At 68.6% G+C, this 17,514-nt stretch carries 16 protein-coding genes, 1 tRNA gene and 1 pseudogene; 13 read left to right on the top strand and 5 right to left on the bottom strand.

Annotation, left to right across the window (positions count from 1 at the left end):
* Positions 1-8 precede the first annotated feature (8 nt).
* Positions 9-1,439 (top strand): FtsW/RodA/SpoVE family cell cycle protein, encoded by a 1,431-nt coding sequence (locus HFP15_RS07185; RefSeq protein ID WP_312871498.1) that lies wholly within the window; start codon positions 9-11, stop codon positions 1,437-1,439.
* On the opposite strand, the gene HFP15_RS07180 is transcribed toward HFP15_RS07185, so the two are convergent.
* Positions 1,432-2,262 carry a hypothetical protein gene (locus HFP15_RS07180; RefSeq protein WP_210716828.1) on the bottom strand — a complete coding sequence of 277 codons (831 nt, stop codon included), beginning with the start codon at positions 2,260-2,262 and terminating at the stop codon, positions 1,432-1,434. The two genes, HFP15_RS07185 and HFP15_RS07180, sit on opposite strands and share 8 nt — an antisense overlap.
* A 64-nt stretch (positions 2,263-2,326) precedes the next feature.
* Between HFP15_RS07180 and HFP15_RS07175 the strand changes: the two genes are divergently transcribed.
* On the top strand, positions 2,327-3,199 hold the full coding sequence (locus HFP15_RS07175) for a LysR family transcriptional regulator (RefSeq protein ID WP_168512763.1): 873 nt from the start codon (positions 2,327-2,329) through the stop codon (positions 3,197-3,199).
* Here HFP15_RS07175 and gntH read toward each other — a convergent pair.
* Both gntH and HFP15_RS07165 read right to left on the bottom strand, forming a co-directional pair.
* Positions 3,185-4,366 (bottom strand): guanitoxin biosynthesis MBL fold metallo-hydrolase GntH, encoded by a 1,182-nt coding sequence (gntH, locus tag HFP15_RS07170; protein WP_210716827.1) that lies wholly within the window; start codon positions 4,364-4,366, stop codon positions 3,185-3,187. The genes HFP15_RS07175 and gntH overlap by 15 nt on opposite strands.
* A 514-nt stretch (positions 4,367-4,880) precedes the next feature.
* Positions 4,881-5,576, bottom strand: coding sequence for a gamma carbonic anhydrase family protein (locus tag HFP15_RS07165; protein WP_168512761.1), 696 nt, complete (start codon positions 5,574-5,576; stop codon positions 4,881-4,883).
* A 391-nt stretch (positions 5,577-5,967) separates the two neighbouring features.
* Here HFP15_RS07165 and HFP15_RS07160 point away from each other — a divergent pair.
* Positions 5,968-6,321 (top strand): annotated as a pseudogene (locus tag HFP15_RS07160) (tyrosine-type recombinase/integrase); the annotation flags it as partial.
* 158 nt (positions 6,322-6,479) lie between these two features.
* Here HFP15_RS07160 and HFP15_RS07155 read toward each other — a convergent pair.
* A tRNA-Leu gene (locus HFP15_RS07155) sits at positions 6,480-6,553 on the bottom strand.
* A gap of 195 nt (positions 6,554-6,748) precedes the next feature.
* Here HFP15_RS07155 and HFP15_RS07150 point away from each other — a divergent pair.
* The 6 genes from HFP15_RS07150 (at position 6,749) to HFP15_RS07125 (ending at position 12,650) form a co-directional block, all read left to right on the top strand.
* Positions 6,749-7,369, top strand: coding sequence for an ANTAR domain-containing response regulator (locus HFP15_RS07150; RefSeq protein ID WP_168512757.1), 621 nt, complete (start codon positions 6,749-6,751; stop codon positions 7,367-7,369).
* A 246-nt stretch (positions 7,370-7,615) separates the two neighbouring features.
* Positions 7,616-8,812 (top strand): branched-chain amino acid ABC transporter substrate-binding protein, encoded by a 1,197-nt coding sequence (locus HFP15_RS07145; protein ID WP_312871497.1) that lies wholly within the window; start codon positions 7,616-7,618, stop codon positions 8,810-8,812.
* 86 nt (positions 8,813-8,898) lie between these two features.
* Complete coding sequence (locus tag HFP15_RS07140) at positions 8,899-9,897, top strand: branched-chain amino acid ABC transporter permease (RefSeq protein WP_168512755.1); 999 nt, start codon at positions 8,899-8,901, stop codon at positions 9,895-9,897.
* Positions 9,894-11,039 (top strand): branched-chain amino acid ABC transporter permease, encoded by a 1,146-nt coding sequence (locus HFP15_RS07135; protein ID WP_168512753.1) that lies wholly within the window; start codon positions 9,894-9,896, stop codon positions 11,037-11,039. Before HFP15_RS07140 ends, HFP15_RS07135 begins: the two co-directional genes overlap by 4 nt.
* On the top strand, positions 11,036-11,950 hold the full coding sequence (locus HFP15_RS07130) for an ABC transporter ATP-binding protein (RefSeq protein WP_168512751.1): 915 nt from the start codon (positions 11,036-11,038) through the stop codon (positions 11,948-11,950). The genes HFP15_RS07135 and HFP15_RS07130 overlap by 4 nt, the downstream gene beginning before the upstream one ends.
* Positions 11,937-12,650, top strand: a complete 714-nt coding sequence (locus HFP15_RS07125) for an ABC transporter ATP-binding protein (RefSeq protein ID WP_168512749.1) — start codon at positions 11,937-11,939, stop codon at positions 12,648-12,650. Before HFP15_RS07130 ends, HFP15_RS07125 begins: the two co-directional genes overlap by 14 nt.
* Before the next feature lie 40 nt (positions 12,651-12,690).
* Here HFP15_RS07125 and HFP15_RS07120 read toward each other — a convergent pair whose 3' ends face one another.
* A complete protein-coding gene (locus HFP15_RS07120) occupies positions 12,691-13,128 on the bottom strand; it encodes a hotdog fold thioesterase (RefSeq protein ID WP_168512747.1) in 438 nt (145 codons plus the stop codon).
* Between the two features lie 62 nt (positions 13,129-13,190).
* Between HFP15_RS07120 and polA the strand changes: the two genes are divergently transcribed.
* The 4 genes from polA (at position 13,191) to HFP15_RS07100 (ending at position 17,508) form a co-directional block, all read left to right on the top strand.
* Positions 13,191-15,923 carry a DNA polymerase I gene (gene polA / locus HFP15_RS07115; protein WP_168512745.1) on the top strand — a complete coding sequence of 911 codons (2,733 nt, stop codon included), beginning with the start codon at positions 13,191-13,193 and terminating at the stop codon, positions 15,921-15,923.
* A 3-nt stretch (positions 15,924-15,926) separates the two neighbouring features.
* Positions 15,927-16,310: a helix-turn-helix domain-containing protein gene (locus HFP15_RS07110; RefSeq protein ID WP_168512743.1), complete on the top strand. Its 384-nt coding sequence runs from the start codon at positions 15,927-15,929 to the stop codon at positions 16,308-16,310.
* Positions 16,311-16,366: 56 nt separating this feature from the next.
* On the top strand, positions 16,367-16,798 hold the full coding sequence (locus HFP15_RS07105) for a VOC family protein (protein WP_168512741.1): 432 nt from the start codon (positions 16,367-16,369) through the stop codon (positions 16,796-16,798).
* Positions 16,799-16,902: 104 nt separating this feature from the next.
* A complete protein-coding gene (locus tag HFP15_RS07100) occupies positions 16,903-17,508 on the top strand; it encodes a Rossmann-fold NAD(P)-binding domain-containing protein (protein ID WP_246271485.1) in 606 nt (201 codons plus the stop codon).
* The last annotated feature ends 6 nt before the right edge of the window (positions 17,509-17,514 follow it).

Raw genomic sequence — 17,514 nt, 5'->3', positions numbered from 1 at the left:
AGACCATTGTGGACATATCCGGGACGGCGCGCCACCGGCGCACGGTTGAGCTGCGGTTACTGGCTTTCGCCCTGCTGCTCGTGCTGGCCGCGATGGTGCTCGTGGATCTCAGCCAGCCTTCGCTGCCGGTGTGGCACGGCTGGACTCTCGCCCTCGTGTTCGCGTCGCTGTGTGGCGCTGCCCACGTCGCCATCCGCCGCTGGGCGCCACTGGCGGATCCGGTGCTGCTGCCGGGGGTGGCGGTGCTCAACGGGCTCGGGCTGACGATGATCCATCGCCTCGATTTCGCCTACGCCCTCGCGGCGCAGCAGGAGGGCTCGCCCGCGCCCGCACCGGACGCGCCGCGGCAGCTGCTGTGGACGGCGGTGTCGGTGGCGCTGTTCGCCGCGGTGGTGGCCCTTGTGCACGACCATCGCAAGCTCTCGCGCTACACCTACCTGGCCGGGCTGCTCGGGCTTGTGCTGCTGGTGCTTCCCGGGTTGCTGCCGGCAAGCCTGTCGGAGGTGAACGGGGCCAAGCTGTGGCTGCGGCTGGGGCCGTTGTCGATCCAGCCGGTGGAGCTGTCGAAGATCCTCGTCATCGTGTTCGCCGCCGGATTCCTTGTCGCGAAACGGCACCTGTTCACCAGCGCGGGCAAACAGGTGCTGGGCATGGAGCTGCCCCGTGCCCGCGATCTGGGCCCGCTGCTGGTGATGTGGCTGGCCTCGGTGTGCGTGGTGACCTTCGAGAAGGAACTCGGCGCGGCGCTGCTGTTCTTCGGCGTGGCCCTGGCGATGATCTACATCGCGACCGAGCGCGTGTCGTGGGTGCTGGCCGGGTTGTGCCTGTTCGTGGTCGGCTGCGTCGCCGCGTACACGATGTTCACCCATATCCAGCAGCGGGTTTCCACCTGGCTGGATCCGGTGGGCACCTACGACCAGCCCGGCGGCGGATACCAGGTGTCGCAGTCGTTGTTCGGGCTCGGCACCGGCGGGCTGACCGGAACGGGGCTCGGCCAGGGCAGGCCCGACCTCGTGCCGTTCGCGGGTACCGACTTCATCAGCGGCGCGTTCGGCGAGGAACTCGGGTTCACCGGGCTCGCCGCGATCGTGGTGCTGTACCTGCTGCTCACCACCCGCGGCCTGCGGGCGGCGCTGGCGGCGCGCGACAACTTCGGCAAGCTGCTCGCCGGCGGGCTGTCGTTTTCCCTGGCGCTGCAGGTGTTCGTGGTCGTCGGCGGGGTCACCGCCCTCATCCCGCTGGCGGGCATGACACTGCCGTGGCTGTCCTACGGCGGTTCGTCGCTGCTGACCAACTATCTCGCGCTGGCGCTGCTGCTCCGCGTCTCCGACGCGGGCGCCGCGGTGGACCACCGCACGCGCGCAGCCGCACCGGCGCCGCTCGCGGAGGCGGCCACCGTCCTGGTGGGCAGGCTCCCGCAGGGCCCGGACGTCACTTGAACAGGCTGACCGCGCGGGAGATGACGACCGCCAAGGTCACCAGCGAGATCGCGGACTGGCTGAGCATCAGCATCTTCGCCCAGCGCGACATCGGCATGACGTCGGTGGGGCTGAACGCGGTGGCGTTGGTGAAGGACAGGTAGAAATAGTCCAGGAAGTGCGGTTCCCAGTCGGGATGCCCGTCGGGGTCTTCCATCTGCGGGAAGCGGAAGTCCGGTCGCACCCGGTCGCCGCGGGAGCGGGAAACCGGTCCGCCGCGGTCCCATTCCCAGTACCACAACGCGAACGCGATGACGTTGGTCAGCCAGATCGCGCCACCGCTGCCCAGCAGGGGCGCGGGTTCCTCACCGGCGCGGGCGGTGAGCAGGTCCAGCACCAGCAGTGCCGCGGACCAGCCGTTGGCGAGGCTGATCAACGCGATCAGGGCGGTGGACAGCGGCCGCAGCCACGGATGCCTGCGCGAGATGCGGACCGGGTTGAGGCCGATGAGCACGGCCACCAGGCCGAGTTCGAGCGCGGGCAGCAGCCAGTGCGGCCGGAACGCCAGCCGGTCGGGCAGCACGAGCTGCAGCGTCACGGCCAGCGCGATGGCCGCCGTCACCGCCCAGCGCTGTTCGCCCTTGGTCACCCGCAGCCAGGCCGGCACCCGCTCGGCGGTGCCGCTCACGGCGTGTGAGACCGGGTGCCCGCCCTGGCAGAGCAGTTCCTCCAGGTGAAGCAGTTCGGCGCGCACCGCGCGCAACCGGTCCAGGTGAGCCGGCTCCGCGCCTGACTCACGCTGCGTGTCGTGCTCGGCCGTCATCTCGTCCTCTCCCGCGGGCATCGCGAATGTCCATCTCGATCGCTGTGAGGACGCTGAGAGCAGGCCGCGCCGCTATCGTTTCGTGGTGGACCTCCGCACGCTGCGTTACTTCATCGCCGTCGCCGAGGAGCGCCACGTCGGCCGGGCGGCGAAGCGGCTGCACATGACGCAGCCGCCGCTGAGCCGGGCGATCCGGCAACTCGAGGACGAACTGGGCGCCGCGCTGTTCGAACGCACCCCGAAGGGCGTGACCCTGACCGCGGCCGGAACGGTGCTGTACGAGGAAGCGGGCGCGCTGCTCGCGCATGCCGACCGGATCCGCGGCCGGGTGGCCGCCGCGGCGGGATCGGCCGTCCTCGCGGTGGGAACGCTCGCCGACGCGGCCGAGCAGGTGGGTGCCCGGTTGGTGCCGCTGTTCCGGGCGCGTCATCCACACGTCGCCGTCAGCATTCACGAATCGGATCTGAGCGACCCGGCAGCCGGCCTTCGCTCGGGCCGCGTCGACGTGGCGCTGACGCGGACCCCGTTCGACACCACCGGCATCGGCACGCACGTGCTGCGCTCGGTGCCGGTCGGCGTCGTGCTGCGCGAGGACGATCCGCTGGCGGGCCGGGCTTCGGTGTCGCAGGCCGAGCTGTCCGGCCGCCGGTGGGTGCGGCTACCCGCCGGCACGGATCCACTGTGGACCGCGTACTGGACCGGCGGCGCCGCGGAGGACAGCGCCCCGGTCGTGCGCACGATCCAGGAGTGCCTGCAAGCGGCGCTGTGGGACAGGACGCTGGCGCTGGCCCCGGTGGACCAGCCGCTGCCCGCCGGCCTCGTCGCGATCCCGTTCCGCGACCGGAAACCGAGCGAACTCGTCGTGGCATGGCCGAAATCCGGGTGGAGCCCGCTCGTCCGCGGCTTCGTGCAGGTGGCCAGGACCTCCTGGATGCCGCGGCTTTCAACGCCGCGGTGACCTCGCGCCCACCGTCCTGGAGAACGTTGCCTCATCGGGGATGAGCGCTTCCGCCCACCAGCTCGGCGGGGCCGGCCGCTGGTCGTATGTCGGCTCGAACGTCGGTTCGCCCGGAATGGCCATCGCCTGCGGGACCGCCTCTGCCTGGCGAGCGACGACGGCTTCCTTCGTGATGTTGAATACCGTGAGGTCCTGGGTCTGAACCACGGGTCCGTCGAAAGCGGTGCCCACCTGCTCCAGGATCGGCGCGACCACCGGCGGTACCAGGAACGTGTGCCACAGGCCGGCCATTCTGGGCTTGGCGAGCGAGAACACCTTCCCGGCGGTCTTGGGCACCGTGTGCGTCGCGGTGATGGTCTCGAAGCGCTCGATCCGATCGCCGGTGAGCGCCGCGAGCAGGTCCGCGGAGGGGAAACACTCGTGGATCAGGAGGTCGGTGCCCTCCGCGGCCCGCACGAGTGGCCAGCACGGGTGCGTGTCACCGGAGAACACCATGCTCAGGCCCGCGAAGTCGACCCGATAGCCAACGGCGCCGTGGAGGTTGTGGATGACCGGGAACGCGGTGATCGTCACGCCGTTCGCCTCGTAGACGACGGAGGTGATCGACGCGTCGAACTCCGTCCCGCGCATTTCGGCGGCCTCGTTGGAGGTGTAGCCACGCGTCGACTCGGTGTCCCAGGCACAGGCCGCGGCGATGGCGTCGATCGCGACCTTCGACCCGTACCTGGGTTCGGAACCGTTGCCGCCCCACACATGCAGCGGTCCCTGACGCCCCGCCTTGCGGAAGCTGCCGAACAGGGTGATGAGGTCGGCCGTGTGGTCGGCGTGCAGGTGGCTGAGGAACACCTTGTCCAACGAGTTGATCGGAAGTCCCAGACACATGAAGTTCGCCAGGCATCCGCTGCCCACGTCGAAAATGAACATGTCGCGTTCGGGGTTGCCGACCTCGACGAGAACGCTGCCCGAGGCCTGGGCGCGGGTCGGCGGCGGGTTACCGCTGCCGAGCACCGTCACCCGTATCTCGCCGGCCCGCATCGGCTCCCTGCTCGGGACGTAGATGTCGGGGTAGGGCTGGGCTGGTGTCCCCGCCACGGGCGTCGTGGTCATCGCCGTGGTGCCACCCATGTAGGTCAAGGCGGGCAGCGCCGCGGAGATGTCGTTACCCACCACAACGCTCCCCTCGCACCCGTCGGTCGAGCCGTCCACGGAAACAACGAACGACCGGCCCTTTCTCCGGCCAGCATCGCCCCGAGCCAGCGTCGCCACCCTCCCCCGGAACGGGTGATATGAGTCGGGGACAGACCCGTCTGGGCGCTAGATGGGACGCGCGGACGGACCTGATTACGCGGCGCTGCGTCCCGAAGAGGCGGCCTTGCCGAGCAAGGAGGATCTGGCATTGCCTACCGAAGGGGGGAGGTGCGCGCTGTGCCGTCGCCGCGGCAACTGACCGCGATGCACAAGGAGCATTTGGATCGGTTCGGTACCGCTGCGGACGGTCGGCTTTTCCGGAGCCGCACGGGGGCGATTTGGCCGAATCGACGGTGTCGCGCGTATGGGATCGGGCGCGGGCGAAGGCCCTGACCGAAGCGGAAAACAAATCGGGGCTCGCAATGACCGCTGGTGCTCCGGTGACGGTGTGTGCGCCGATTCGTAACACCTGGCCGGCTCCCGCTCGCGCTCCTCACCCCGGCCCAGGGGTGACCTGCTCCCGTGGCCAGGCGATCCGTTCCAGAGCCACCTCGTTGTCGTAACGGTGCAGCGCGAGCGAACGAGCGTACCGTTCGGCGATCCGTGATGTCACCGACTCCCCGCGCTCGCCAGCGACACCGAAGACTGTGCCCGCGAAGTCCAACGGGCCCATCACCGCGGCGATGCGTTCCCTCTCCGCGGGCGGGATCAGTTCAACCGGGTCGCCACCGGCGAACCAGCCCATCGGCACCGTCATCCCTGGCGGTACCACCGCGTTCACATACACCAGCGCGCCGAACTCGACGACCGCCCCGATGCCGAGGCGTGCACCGTTGAAGATCATTGCTCCGGTCGCGATCCGAGCCTCGCCGTCGATCACGCACCCGCTGAGGTGTGCATTGGGGCCGACGAGGACATGATCGCCGAGACGCACGGGGTGCCGCCGAGATCCCCGCAGCACCGCGTGCTCCATGATCACGCAATTCGTGCCGACCTCGACCGGGCCTCCCTCCGCCGTGAGTACGGCGCCGAAGAGCACTCGGCTGTGGGAACCTACGGTCACGTCGCCGCACAACACCGCGTTCGGTGCGATGTAGGCGGACTCGTCGACCCGCGGATGCCCGTGCTCATGCTCGATGAACACCGCACCGCGGCCGGGAGGATGCAGATAGTCCTCGCGAAACGTCATTCCCGGCCTCCGATCAAGTCCGAAGGTCCGGTCCGGCGCGGTCACGCCGGACCGCTCTACGACCAGAACGTACGCCTCACTCGTGTGGAGGTTCAAACCGTCAGCATGTGAGCGGCTGGGATTCCATGGAACTTCCGGTCCGGCTCTCGATGCTCATTGAACGGCGGACCGTCCATTGTCACGGAGAGAACATCGCGAGCACGCTACGGTTTGTGACACGTCGTGCCCGGTATGACGTGTTAGATCACCGGTTGGCGACCACTCGCCTCCGATAGCTGGCCGTGTACCTGGCCCTGCGCACGGGGCTGCGACCAGAGCGTCGCCGACGGCCGCCCAGAAGGCTCGTGCCTCGGGAGTCGCGACGGTGGTTGTCGACCAGGTGTAGCGCGGTGCGCGGGTCACCGGCGCGGCCTGGACGGACAGCGGGGCGCGACGCGATAGACGGCAGCTCAAACAGCGCGGCCGCGGTGAGGTTCGCACGGTGCCGTGCCCGCCGCCACTCACGGTGCTGCTGCACGATCACCTCGTCAAGTTCGGCACAGCGGGCGACGGCCGGCTGTTTCGGAACCTGACCGGGGGAGACCTTGCCGAATCCTGGCTGGCTGCCTGCGTCCCCTCCACACAGTGCGCCGAGTGGGCCGGTCACTCCGTGGCGGTGCTCCATCAGATCTACGCGAAGGTGATCGCCGGCCTGGAGTCGGCGGCTTACGCACGGATCGAGCGGGCCCTCGGCGTGGACCCGTAGCCCCTCGAACTTGGGGACGAATAGGGGGCGCGTGGGGAGAAATAGGGGACGAACGGCCGGGTTTGACCGGGCGGTGCCGGAGCCCGCCGGGTGACACAAGATCGGCCCCTCACCGTGTTCTCGCAGGTGAGGGGCCGATTCGAGGAGGTCAGAGAGAGTGCCCCCGGTGAGATTCGAACTCACACTGGACGGGTTTTGAATCCGTTGCCTCTGCCAGTTGGGCTACGGGGGCCGGCTGCGCGAGACTTTACGCGCACGCACCCCGCGCCGAGGAGCGGGGGTAGCCCTGCGTGACCGTCGCGTACACGCTACCGGCCCTTTACACCACGTGGTGAACACCATCTCACGCTCTGGATCGTTCCCGGTAGGCTCGGGTGAGCGGCACCGCCGCGATTTCCCATTCCGTCGAGCACGCAGGAGGACCCCGGTGACCGAAGGGGCTACCGAGGCCAACGGTGTCGCCACCGAGCCACAGCGTCGGGTGCTCGTCGCCGAAGACGAAGCACTGATCCGGCTTGACCTCGTCGAGATGTTGCGCGAAGAGGGATACCAGGTGGTGGGCGAGGCAGGCGACGGCGAAGAAGCCATCAAGCTGGCTGCCGAGCTCAAGCCCGACCTGGTGATCCTCGACGTCAAGATGCCCAAGCTGGACGGCATCGAGGCGGCGTCGAAGATCACTGGCGACCGGATCGCACCCGTTGTGATCCTCACCGCGTTCAGCCAGCGCGAACTGGTCGAACGCGCCCGCGACGCGGGCACCATGGCCTATCTCGTCAAGCCGTTCGCCAAGCGCGACCTGGTTCCGGCCATCGAACTGGCGATCAGCCGGTTCTCGGAGCTGCAGGCGCTGGAAGCCGAGGTGGCCGGCCTGACCGACCGCCTCGAGACCCGCAAGGTCATCGACCGGGCCAAGGGCCTGCTGATGACCAACCAGGGTCTCACCGAGCCGGACGCGTTCCGCTGGATCCAGCGTACGGCGATGGACCGGCGCACGACGATGAAGGCCGTGGCGCAGGCCGTCGTGGACAGCATCGGCCAGCGCGCATGAGGTAACCCGCTCGGATGAGCGGGGTCTACGTTCTGTTAACACCCGGTTGTTGCATTCGGACAATCGGGTGTTAACCGTTCGTGAAACACGGTGACCAGCGTCACGATGTGGATACGAACCGTCGCGCGTGACTATCCGTTCTGCTCACAGCCCGTTAAGTTGCTCGCCTACACAAACTCAGTGGTGGGCGGAGCGCTCGCCACTCCGTCATGGGAGGTACGGGTGTCGGCAGTGCGTGTTGCGCGCGTGATCACAGCGGTGGCGATCGCGTCGCTGGTGATCGGTGGGTGCGCCGCTAAGAACAACTCATCCTCGTCGGGCGGGACCACCAACGCGGCGGATTTGCCAGTCGTCTCACAGGTGCCGGTACCGGCCGACGCCGTCCTGCCCGCGGGTGACGGCAAGGCGAGCTGCAGCGGCGCGACCATCGCCTACGCCGGCGCGGAGACCGGTGCGAACGCCCAGCTCGGGCTGAACATCGTCAACGGCGTTCAGCTGGCGGTCAACCAGCACAACCAGGCCAATCCCAACTGCCAGGTCACGCTGAAGAAGTTCGACACCGAAGGTGACCCGACCAAGGCCACCGGCATCGTCACGCAGGTGACCAACGAGGCCGACATCCTCGGCGTCGTCGGCCTTCCGTTCTCCGGGGAGTCCAAAGCGACCGGCGGCATCTTCCAGACCGCGGGACTGGTGCACATCACCCCGTCGGCGACCAACCCGACTCTGACGCAGAACGGCTGGACCACCTTCTTCCGTGCGCTGGGCAACGACGCAGTGCAGGGCCCGGCCGCGGCCAAGTTCATCACCAACCAGCTGCACGCGAACAAGGTGTGCGTGGTCCAGGACGACTCGGACTACGGCATCGGGCTGGCCAACGCGATCAATGGCGTGCTCGGCGACAAGGCATCGGGGTGCCAGGACAAGGTGACCACCGGCCAGCGTGACTTCTCGGCCACCGTCACCAAGATCAACAACGCCAAGCCGGACGCGGTGTTCTACTCCGGCTACTACGCCGAGGGTGCCCCGCTGGACCAGCAGCTGCTCAATGCCGGCTTCAAGGGCACGTTCGTCGGCCCGGACGGCGTGAAGGACGACAAGTTCATCCAGCAGGCCGGCTCCGCGTCGAGCAACGCCGTGTTCACCTGCCCGTGCGTGCCGGGTGAGCTGGTGCCGCAGTTCGCGCAGGCCTACCAGGCCCTGGCGGGGTCGGCACCGGGCACCTACTCGCTGGAAGGCTATGACTCGGCGACGATCATGCTGCGGGCCATCGACTCCGGCATCAAGGATCGCGCGTCGATGGTGAACTACGTCAAGAACTACAACGCCGACGGTCTGTCCAAGCGCTTCCAGTGGGACGGCACCGGCGAGCTGAAGACGTCCACGGTGTACGGCTACAAGGTGCAGAACGGCAAGATCGTCTACATCGGCACCATTTCCTGATCCCGAGCGGGACCAGCCGACCGATGACCGGGCACGCCGCCACAAGCGGCGTGCCCGGTCCTGACAACGAATGCAGGACGTAAGGCGTGCATCAACTCGCTTTTCTCGCGGACAGCTCGTGGATCACCTTCGACGTCGACAGTTTCCGCCAGCAGTTCTGGGACAACACCTTCAACGGGCTGACCTTCGGCGCGATCTACGCGCTGATCGCCATCGGCTACACGCTGGTCTACGGCGTGCTGCAGCTCATCAACTTCGCTCACTCCGAGGTGTTCATCACCGGTGCCTACGCGCTGGTGTTCACCTTGACGGGACTGGGTTTCAGCGGTTCCCCGCCGGGTCTGGGTGCCGGAGCGCTGGTCGCCGACCTCGTCGTGGCCATGATCGCCGCGATGGCGGCGTCCGGCGTGGTCGCGGTGGTGCTGGAGCGGGTGGCGTATCGCCCGCTGCGCCGGCGGGGCGCGCCTCGGCTGGCCTTCCTGATCACGGCGATCGGGATGTCGTTCACCATCCAGTACCTGTTCTTCATCTGGCGCGGCGCGAGCGCCGAGCCCGCGGTGATCATGTTCGTCCCGTCGCCGGTGTTCGAGATATTCGGCGCCACGATCAGTGACCAGCAGCTGGTCATCTTCATCGCCGCGATCGTGCTGATGGTCCTTACCGACATGTTCGTCAACCGGACCCGCTTCGGTCGTGGAATGCGAGCGGTGGCGCAGGATCCCGACACCGCGACGCTGATGGGCGTCAACAAGGAACGCGTCATCATGCTGACGTTCCTCGTCGGCGGGCTGCTCGCGGGCGCCGCGGCCTTGTTCTACGTGATGCGGGTGCCCTCGGGCGTGGTGTTCAACGGCGGGTTCGTGCTCGGCATCAAGGCATTCGCCGCGGCCGTGCTCGGCGGTATCGGCAACATCCGCGGCGCCGTGCTCGGCGGGTTGATCATCGGGCTGGTCGGCAACTACGGTCAGACCCTGCTGGGCAACGCGCAGTGGTCCGACGTGATCGCGTTCGTGGTGCTGGTTGTCGTGCTGATGTTCCGGCCCACCGGGATACTGGGCGAGTCTCTTGGAAAGGCCAGGGCATGACGGCGTCTCAAGCCACGCGACCGCGCCCAGCCGGCCGCACCCGCGGAATCGGCGAGTGGTGGAGCAATCTCGCCCGCCCCCAGCAATGGGCGGTGCTGGTCCCGGTGGTCGTGCTGATCTACTTCCTGCCGGTGCTCAACCCGCCGCTGCTGACGACCGAGCCCTACACCAACTTCCCGATCGCGATGGTGCACGCCGCCGAACTCGCGATGGTCGCGATCGGGCTGAACGTGGTGGTCGGACAGGCCGGGCTGCTCGACCTCGGCTATGTCGGGTTCTTCGCGATCGGTGCCTACGTCGCCGCGCTGTTCACCAGCAAGGACTCGATGCTGCACAAACTGCCCTACCTGGCGACGCTGCCGCTGGCGATGGCGGTCACCATGATCGCCGGAGTGATTCTCGGATTGCCCACGCTGCGCCTGCGCGGCGACTACCTGGCGATCGTCACGCTCGGTTTCGGCGAGATCGTCCGGCTGCTGGCCACGATCGTGCCGGGGCTCAAGGGCCAGGTCGGTTTCCAGGGCGTCGGGCACCCACCGGGCACAGAGGCCGACGGCAGCCCCATTTTCGCCGCGAACAACGGCACGCCGTGGTACTGGCTGGTGGTCACGTTGATCATCGTCCTGCTGCTGTTCGTCGGGAACCTGGAACGCAGCCGCGTCGGCCGGGCCTGGGTGGCGATCCGGGAGGACGAGGACGCCGCGGAACTGATGGGCGTACCCACGTTCAAGTTCAAACTCTGGGCATTCGCGATCGGCGCGGCGATCGGCGGTCTGTCGGGGGCGCTGGTGGCCGGGCAGACCGGATTCATGAACAACCAGAACTTCTCGGTCGCGTTCTCGGTGCTGTATCTCGCCGCGGTGATCCTCGGTGGGTCGGGCAACAAGGTCGGCGTGCTGGTCGGCGCCTTCATCGTGTCCTACATTCCCGACCGGTTCACCAACTTGAGCGACCGCAAGTACCTGATCTTCGGCCTGTTCCTGGTGGTGCTGATGATCTTCCGTCCGCAGGGCCTGCTCGGTGCCCGGCAGCGGTTGCTGGCGCGCGGGCGCAAGGCCTACCAGCGGCTCATCGGCAAGGGCGAGCAGATCAGCAGCGAGAGTTCGGTGGCCTCGACCGCGGAGGAGGGGAGGCCCGTATGACGAGCGAACCGCAGAACGTGCCCGAAGGCGGCATCGTCGCCGAGGTGGCGCAGATGTCGGAGGAAGAGCGGGCCGAGCACTTCGCCCAGGTCGAAGAGGCGGTCGCGGCGGATCGCGACGTGGCCGTCGAGGTGGGCGAGACCCTGCTGGAGGTGCGCGAGCTCACCGTGCGTTTCGGCGGGCTGACCGCGCTGGACACCGTGTCCTTCGGCATCCGGCGCGGCGAGATCCTCGGCCTGATCGGGCCGAACGGCGCCGGCAAGACCACCTGCTTCAACGCGATGACCGGCGTGTACCGGCCCACCTCCGGCCGGGTGCTGCTGGAGGACAAGCCGCTGCGACGCATCTCGAAGCACCGCATCACCCGGCTCGGCATCGCGCGCACCTTCCAGAACATCCGTCTCTTCGGCGAGATGACGGCGCTGGAGAATGTCGTGGTCGGCACCGATGCGCGGCACAAGACGAGCGTCGTCGGGTCACTGCTGCGGCTGCCGCGGCACCAGCGCGAGGAGAAGTCGGGCATCGAGCGCGCGATGGCGTTGCTGGAGTTCGTCGGTATCGCCGACCGGGCCGCGGACAAGGCGAAGAACCTGCCCTACGGCTACCAGCGCCGGCTGGAGATCGCGCGGGCGATGGCCACCGAGCCGAAGCTGCTGTGTCTCGACGAGCCGGCAGCCGGCTTCAACCCGGCGGAGAAGGAACAGTTGATGGAGCTGATCCGCAAGATCCGCTCCGACGGCTACACGGTCCTGCTCATCGAGCACGACATGAAACTGGTGATGGGCGTGACCGACCGGATCGTGGTCCTGGAATTCGGCAAGAAGATCGCCGAGGGACTGCCGGCCGACATCCGCGCGAATCCCGCGGTGATCGCGGCCTATCTGGGGGTGCCGGACGATGACGTTGCTTGAGCTGTCCACTGTGTCCGTCCACTATGGGCGGATCCAGGCGGTGTCGGACCTCTCGATCACCGTCAACGAGGGTGAGGTCGTCGCGCTCATCGGCGCCAACGGCGCGGGCAAGTCCACCACGATGCGGGCCGTCTCGGGCATCCGGCCGCTGTCGGCGGGCAAGATCACGTTCGCGGGCGAGGACATCAGCAAGCTGCGTGCGGATCTGCGCGTGGTCCGCGGTATCTCGCAGGTGCCCGAAGGCCGCGGGGTGTTTCCCGGCATGACGGTCGCCGAGAACCTGGACATGGGTGCCTACGCGCGCAAGGACCGCAGGAACCTGCAGCCCGACCTCGACCGCGTGTACGAGCTGTTCCCGCGGCTGCGGGAGCGGCGCGGCCAGGCCGGTGGCACGCTGTCGGGCGGCGAGCAGCAGATGCTCGCGATCGGCCGGGCACTCATGGCCAAGCCGAAGCTGCTGCTGCTCGACGAGCCGTCGATGGGCCTGGCGCCCCAGTTCATCGCGCAGATCTTCCGGATCATCACCGAGATCAACCAGCAGGGCACCACGGTGCTGCTGGTGGAGCAGAACGCGCAGCAGGCGCTGTCCAGGGCCGACCGCGCCTACGTGCTCGAAACCGGCCGGATCACCCGGTCGGGCCCCGGGCCGGAACTGCTGGCCGACGACTCCATCAAGGAGGCCTACCTCGGCGTGGCGTGAGTGCGGTGAGGGACTCGCACGCGGGGTCCCTCACCCGGCGTCACGCTTTCGGGCGGTCCCGGACGATGCAGCTCAGCCGCGAGGTGCAGGTGCGGCGTCCCCGCTCATCGGTCAGCACGATCTCCACGGTGATGGTGCCGCGCCCGACGTGCACCGGCACGGCGGTACCGGTCACGATGCCCTCGCGCACGCCGCGATGGTGCGTGCAGGACAGCTCGAACCCCAGCGTGATCTTGTCCGGCCCCGCGTTGAGCGCGGCGACCGTCGAGCCCAGCGCCTCGGCCAGCACCGCGTTGGCGCCGCCGTGCAGCAGGCCGTAGGGCTGGCGGTTGCCGTCGACGGGCATGGTGCCGACCACCCGTTCGGCGCTCACGTCGGTCAAAACGAGCCCGACCTTGTCGTTGAGCTGCTGGTCAGCGACGGCAGGATCGATGCCCGCGTACCGGGCGAGCGAGTCCTCTGACAGGTTTTCGGTCACGCAAAGCTCCTATTTCGATACGACAGGCAAGGCTGTCACACCCTCACCCTAGACTCGCTCCCGTGACCCCCAGCGAGAACCAATCAGTAGCGAACGCCACAGCCACGGCCATCGAGGAGCGGCCCAAGCTGTTGCTGATCGACGGCCACTCGATGGCCTACCGCGCCTTCTTCGCCATCCCGGCGGACAACTTCCGGACCTCGACCGGGCAGGTCACCAACGCGGTCTTCGGCTTCACCTCGATGCTGATCAACCTGCTGCGCGACGAGCAGCCCACGCACCTCGCCGTGGCGTTCGACGTGTCGCGCAAGACCTTCCGCTCGGAGACCTTCGCCGAGTACAAGGCCACCCGCTCCAGCACGCCGGACGAGTTCAAGGGGCAGGTCAACCTCGTTCAGGAAGTGCTGGGCGTGCTGGGCATCCCGGTGCTGTCGAAGGAGAACTACGAGGCCGACGACATCATCGCCACGCTCACCACGCAGGCCACGGGGCAGGGCTTCGAGGTGCTGATCTGTACCGGCGACCGGGACGCGCTGCAGCTGGTCAGCGACGCGGTGACGGTGCTCTACCCGCGCAAGGGCGTCTCGGAACTGACGCGCTTCGACCCGGCCGCGGTCTCGGACAAGTACGGGCTCAGCCCCGCCCAGTACCCGGACTTCGCGGCGCTGCGCGGCGACCCCTCCGACAACCTGCCCGGCATCCCGGGGGTGGGGGAGAAGACCGCCACCAAGTGGATCCAGCAGTTCGGCTCGCTGAACGACCTGATCGACCGGGTGGACGAGGTCAAGGGCAAGGTCGGTGACGCGCTGCGGGCGCACCTGCAGTCGGTGATGCTCAACCGCCAGCTCACCGAGCTGGTGCGGGACGTTCCGCTGGAGGCGGTGCCCGGCGATCTGGCGCTGCGCCCGTGGGACCGCGACGCCGTGCACCGGCTGTTCGACGAGCTGGAGTTCCGGGTGCTGCGGGACCGGCTGTTCGCCACGCTGTCCAGCGCGGAGCCGGAGGCCGACGAGGGCTTCGAGGTCACCGGTGGCGCGGTGCCGACCGGTGGGGTGGCGGCCTGGCTGGCCGAGCACGCCGAGGCGGGCAAGGTGCTGGGCCTTTCCTTCCGCACCACCGGTTCCTCGGTGGCCTCCGACGCGCAGTCGGTCGCGCTGGCCACTGCCGACGGCCAGGGTGCCTACCTCGATCTGTCCACTATGGACGCCGAGGACGAGAAGGCGTTCGGTGCGTGGCTGGCCGACCCGAAGATGCCCAAGGCGGGGCATTCGCTGAAGGTGGCGTTGCACGCGATGCTCGCGCGCGGCTGGACGGTCGCCGGGCTGCACATGGACACCGCGCTGGCCGCCTACCTCGTGCGACCGGGCCAGCGCTCGTTCGAACTGGACGATCTGGTGCTGCGCTACCTGCGCCGGCAGCTGCGCGCCGACGGTGACGAGGGCGACGGGCAGCTGTCCCTGCTCGACGCCGGCGACGGCGATCGGAAGCTGGCCGAGGCCGAGCTGGTGCGTGCGCGGGCGGTGGCCGAACTGGCCGTCGCGCTCGGCGAGGAGATCGGCAAGATCGGCGGCACGCGGCTGCTCGAGGAGATCGAGCTGCCGCTGCTGGAGGTCATCACGGAGCTGGAGGCCGCCGGTGTCGCGGTGGACATCGAGCAGCTCACCGCGCTGGAGGCGCACTACGCGAGCCGGGTGCGGCAGGCCGAGCAGTCCGCGTTCGACGTGATCGGCAAGCAGATCAACCTCGGCTCGCCCAAGCAGCTGCAGGTCGTGCTGTTCGACGAGCTGCAGATGCCCAAGACCAAGCGCACCAAGACCGGGTACACCACGGACGCGGACGCGCTACAGACGTTGTTCGAGAAGACCGAGCATCCGTTCCTGGCGCACCTGCTGGAGCACCGCGACGCCACCCGGCTGCGGGTCACCGTCGAGGGCCTGATCAAGTCCATCGCCGGCGACGGGCGCATCCACACCACGTTGCACCAGACCATCGCCGCCACCGGCCGGCTGTCCTCTGTGGACCCGAACCTGCAGAACATCCCGATCCGCACCGAGGAGGGGCGGCGCATCCGGGACGCGTTCGTCGTCGGCCCCGGATACGCGGAGCTGATGACCGCGGACTACAGCCAGATCGAGATGCGGATCATGGCGCACCTGTCCGAGGACGCGGCGCTGATCGAGGCGTTCCAGTCGGGTTTCGACTTCCACGCCGCCACCGCGGCGAAGGTGTTCGCGTGCGAGCCCTCCGAGGTCACCGGCGCGCAGCGGGCGAAGATCAAGGCGATGAACTACGGCCTGGCCTACGGGCTGTCGGCGTACGGGCTGTCCAACCAGCTGCGCATCTCCACCGAGGAGGCGCGCGGGCTGATGGACGACTACTTCGAGCGGTTCGGCGGGGTGCGCGACTACCTGCAGAACATCGTGGCCGCGGCCGCCAAGATCGGCTACACCGAGACGATCTTCGGCCGCCGCCGCTACCTGCCGGACCTCACCAGCGACAACCGGCAGCGCCGCGAGATGGCCGAGCGGATGGCGCTCAACGCGCCGATCCAGGGCAGCGCCGCGGACATCATCAAGGTCGCGATGCTGGGCGTGCAGCGGGCGCTGAAGCGGGAGACGCTGCGCAGCAGGCTGCTGCTGCAGGTGCACGACGAACTCGTGCTGGAGGTCGCCGACGGCGAGCACGAGACCGTGGAAGCCCTGGTACGCAAGGAAATGGGTGCCGCCTACGAGCTGGCCGTGCCGCTGGAGGTCTCGGTGGGCTTCGGCCGCTCCTGGAACGAGGCGGCGCACTAGCCCATGCAGGCGGTGGCGCATCTGCGGCGCGCCAGGGACTGGATGGACGCGCACTACGCGGAGCCGCTCGACGTCGAGCGGCTGGCCGCCGTCGCGGGCTGGTCGCGATACCACTTCATCCGCTCCTTCGCCGCCGCGTACGGGGAAACGCCGATGGCGTACCTGACGCGGCGGCGGATCGAGCGCGCGCAGGACCTGCTGCGCGCCGCGAACCTCACGGTCACGGAGGTGTGCCTGGCCGTGGGGTTCACCAGCCTGGGCACGTTCAGCCGCCGCTTCCGCGAGCTGGTGGGCGTCTCGCCGAGCGAGTACCGCGCGAAGCATCCGCCACCGCCGATTCCCGGCTGCTACCTGATGATGTGGACCAGACCCAGCAATTTCGGATAAGCCGCACGCGCGCTCGCCCGGTTAGCGTGGTCGCACACCGAACAGGGGAGCAGCCGATGATCAAGAGACTGTCGCACGCCACCGTCTACGTGCTGGACCAGGACTCCGCGAAGGACTTCTACACCGGAAAGCTCGGCTTCGAGGTCCGCCAGGACATGCGGGTCGGGGACTTCCGGTGGCTCACCGTGGGCCCGCCGGATCAGCCCGATCTGCAGTTCGTCCTGATGCCGCTCGGCGGGCCGAACCACGACCCCGAGACCGAGAAGCAGCTGCGGGAGCTGATCGCGAAGGGCACCTTCGGCATCGGGGTGCTGGCGACCGACGACTGCCGCAAGACCTACGAGGAGATGTCCGGCCGCGGCGTGACGTTCCTGAGCGAGCCCGCCGAGCGTCCCTACGGCGTGGAGGCGATGTTCCGGGACGACTCGGGCAACTGGTTCAGCCTCACCCAGCCCTACGCGCTGGATCTGAGCAAGGACTGGGGTTAGGAAACTGTCTCACCGTGTTTCGCGGTGTTGAAGACCTTGTTTCCGCCGTAAAAAGGCCCGATCGGCGTCCTGCCACGGGCCTGACCCGGCGGTAGCGTGGCCCCATGACGGGCAGGCGGGCACTCATTCTTGCTGGTACGGGGTTGCTTGCCGGGGTCGCGGAGGACCTTGTCCGCGGTGGCTGGCACGTGGTGCTGCCGAGCCGCAGGTACCACCCGATCGCGGTGCCGGAGCAGAAGCAGGGGCTCGCCGCGCTGCGGGCGCTGCGCCCCCGCGGGCATCTGCCCACCACAGGCAACGGCCAGGCCCGGCCGGGCCGGGCGATCTGGGTCGAGGCCGGCTGGGACCGGCCGCGCGAACTGGCCGCCAAGGCCGAGGCCGCGCTGGAGGGCCCGGCCGATCTGCTCGTCGCGTGGGTGCACGAGCAGTACCGGCGGGCCGTGATGGGTGCCGTCGAGCGGTTGCTGATGCCGCGCGCCCCGGTGGTCGAGGTGCGCGGCGTCGGCGGTCCGCCCGTCGAACCGGAGCCGCTGCTCGCGGCGCATCCGACGCAGCTGGTCATGGTGGGCTCGGTGTCCGACCTCGGCGGGAACCGGCCGCTGGCGCACGCCGAGATCACCGAGGGCGTGCTGGAGGCGGTGCACCGCGCGATCGAGGGACGCGCGCCGTCGCTGCACCAGGTCGGGCAGTCACGCCCCCTCGTGCGCTGAGCTCGG

Origin of the sequence: Amycolatopsis acididurans, from assembly GCF_012328925.1 — a bacterium.
Lineage (GTDB): Bacteria > Actinomycetota > Actinomycetes > Mycobacteriales > Pseudonocardiaceae > Amycolatopsis_E > Amycolatopsis_E acididurans.
The sequence above is the reverse complement of the archived record's forward strand: the minus strand, read 5'-3'. Positions and strand labels throughout refer to the sequence as shown.

What these genes read in the sequence shown, in the direction of transcription:
- HFP15_RS07180 (WP_210716828.1), bottom strand. Translation starts at nt 2,262, where the DNA reads ATGCCCGCGGGAGAGGACGAGATGACGGCCGAGCACGACACGCAGCGT.
- HFP15_RS07165 (WP_168512761.1), bottom strand. Translation starts at nt 5,576, where the DNA reads ATGACGTTTCGCGAGGACTATCTGCATCCTCCCGGCCGCGGTGCGGTG.
- HFP15_RS07135 (WP_168512753.1), top strand. Translation starts at nt 9,894, where the DNA reads ATGACGGCGTCTCAAGCCACGCGACCGCGCCCAGCCGGCCGCACCCGC.
- HFP15_RS07130 (WP_168512751.1), top strand. Translation starts at nt 11,036, where the DNA reads ATGACGAGCGAACCGCAGAACGTGCCCGAAGGCGGCATCGTCGCCGAG.
- HFP15_RS07125 (WP_168512749.1), top strand. Translation starts at nt 11,937, where the DNA reads ATGACGTTGCTTGAGCTGTCCACTGTGTCCGTCCACTATGGGCGGATC.
- HFP15_RS07110 (WP_168512743.1), top strand. Translation starts at nt 15,927, where the DNA reads ATGCAGGCGGTGGCGCATCTGCGGCGCGCCAGGGACTGGATGGACGCG.
- HFP15_RS07105 (WP_168512741.1), top strand. Translation starts at nt 16,367, where the DNA reads ATGATCAAGAGACTGTCGCACGCCACCGTCTACGTGCTGGACCAGGAC.
- HFP15_RS07100 (WP_246271485.1), top strand. Translation starts at nt 16,903, where the DNA reads ATGACGGGCAGGCGGGCACTCATTCTTGCTGGTACGGGGTTGCTTGCC.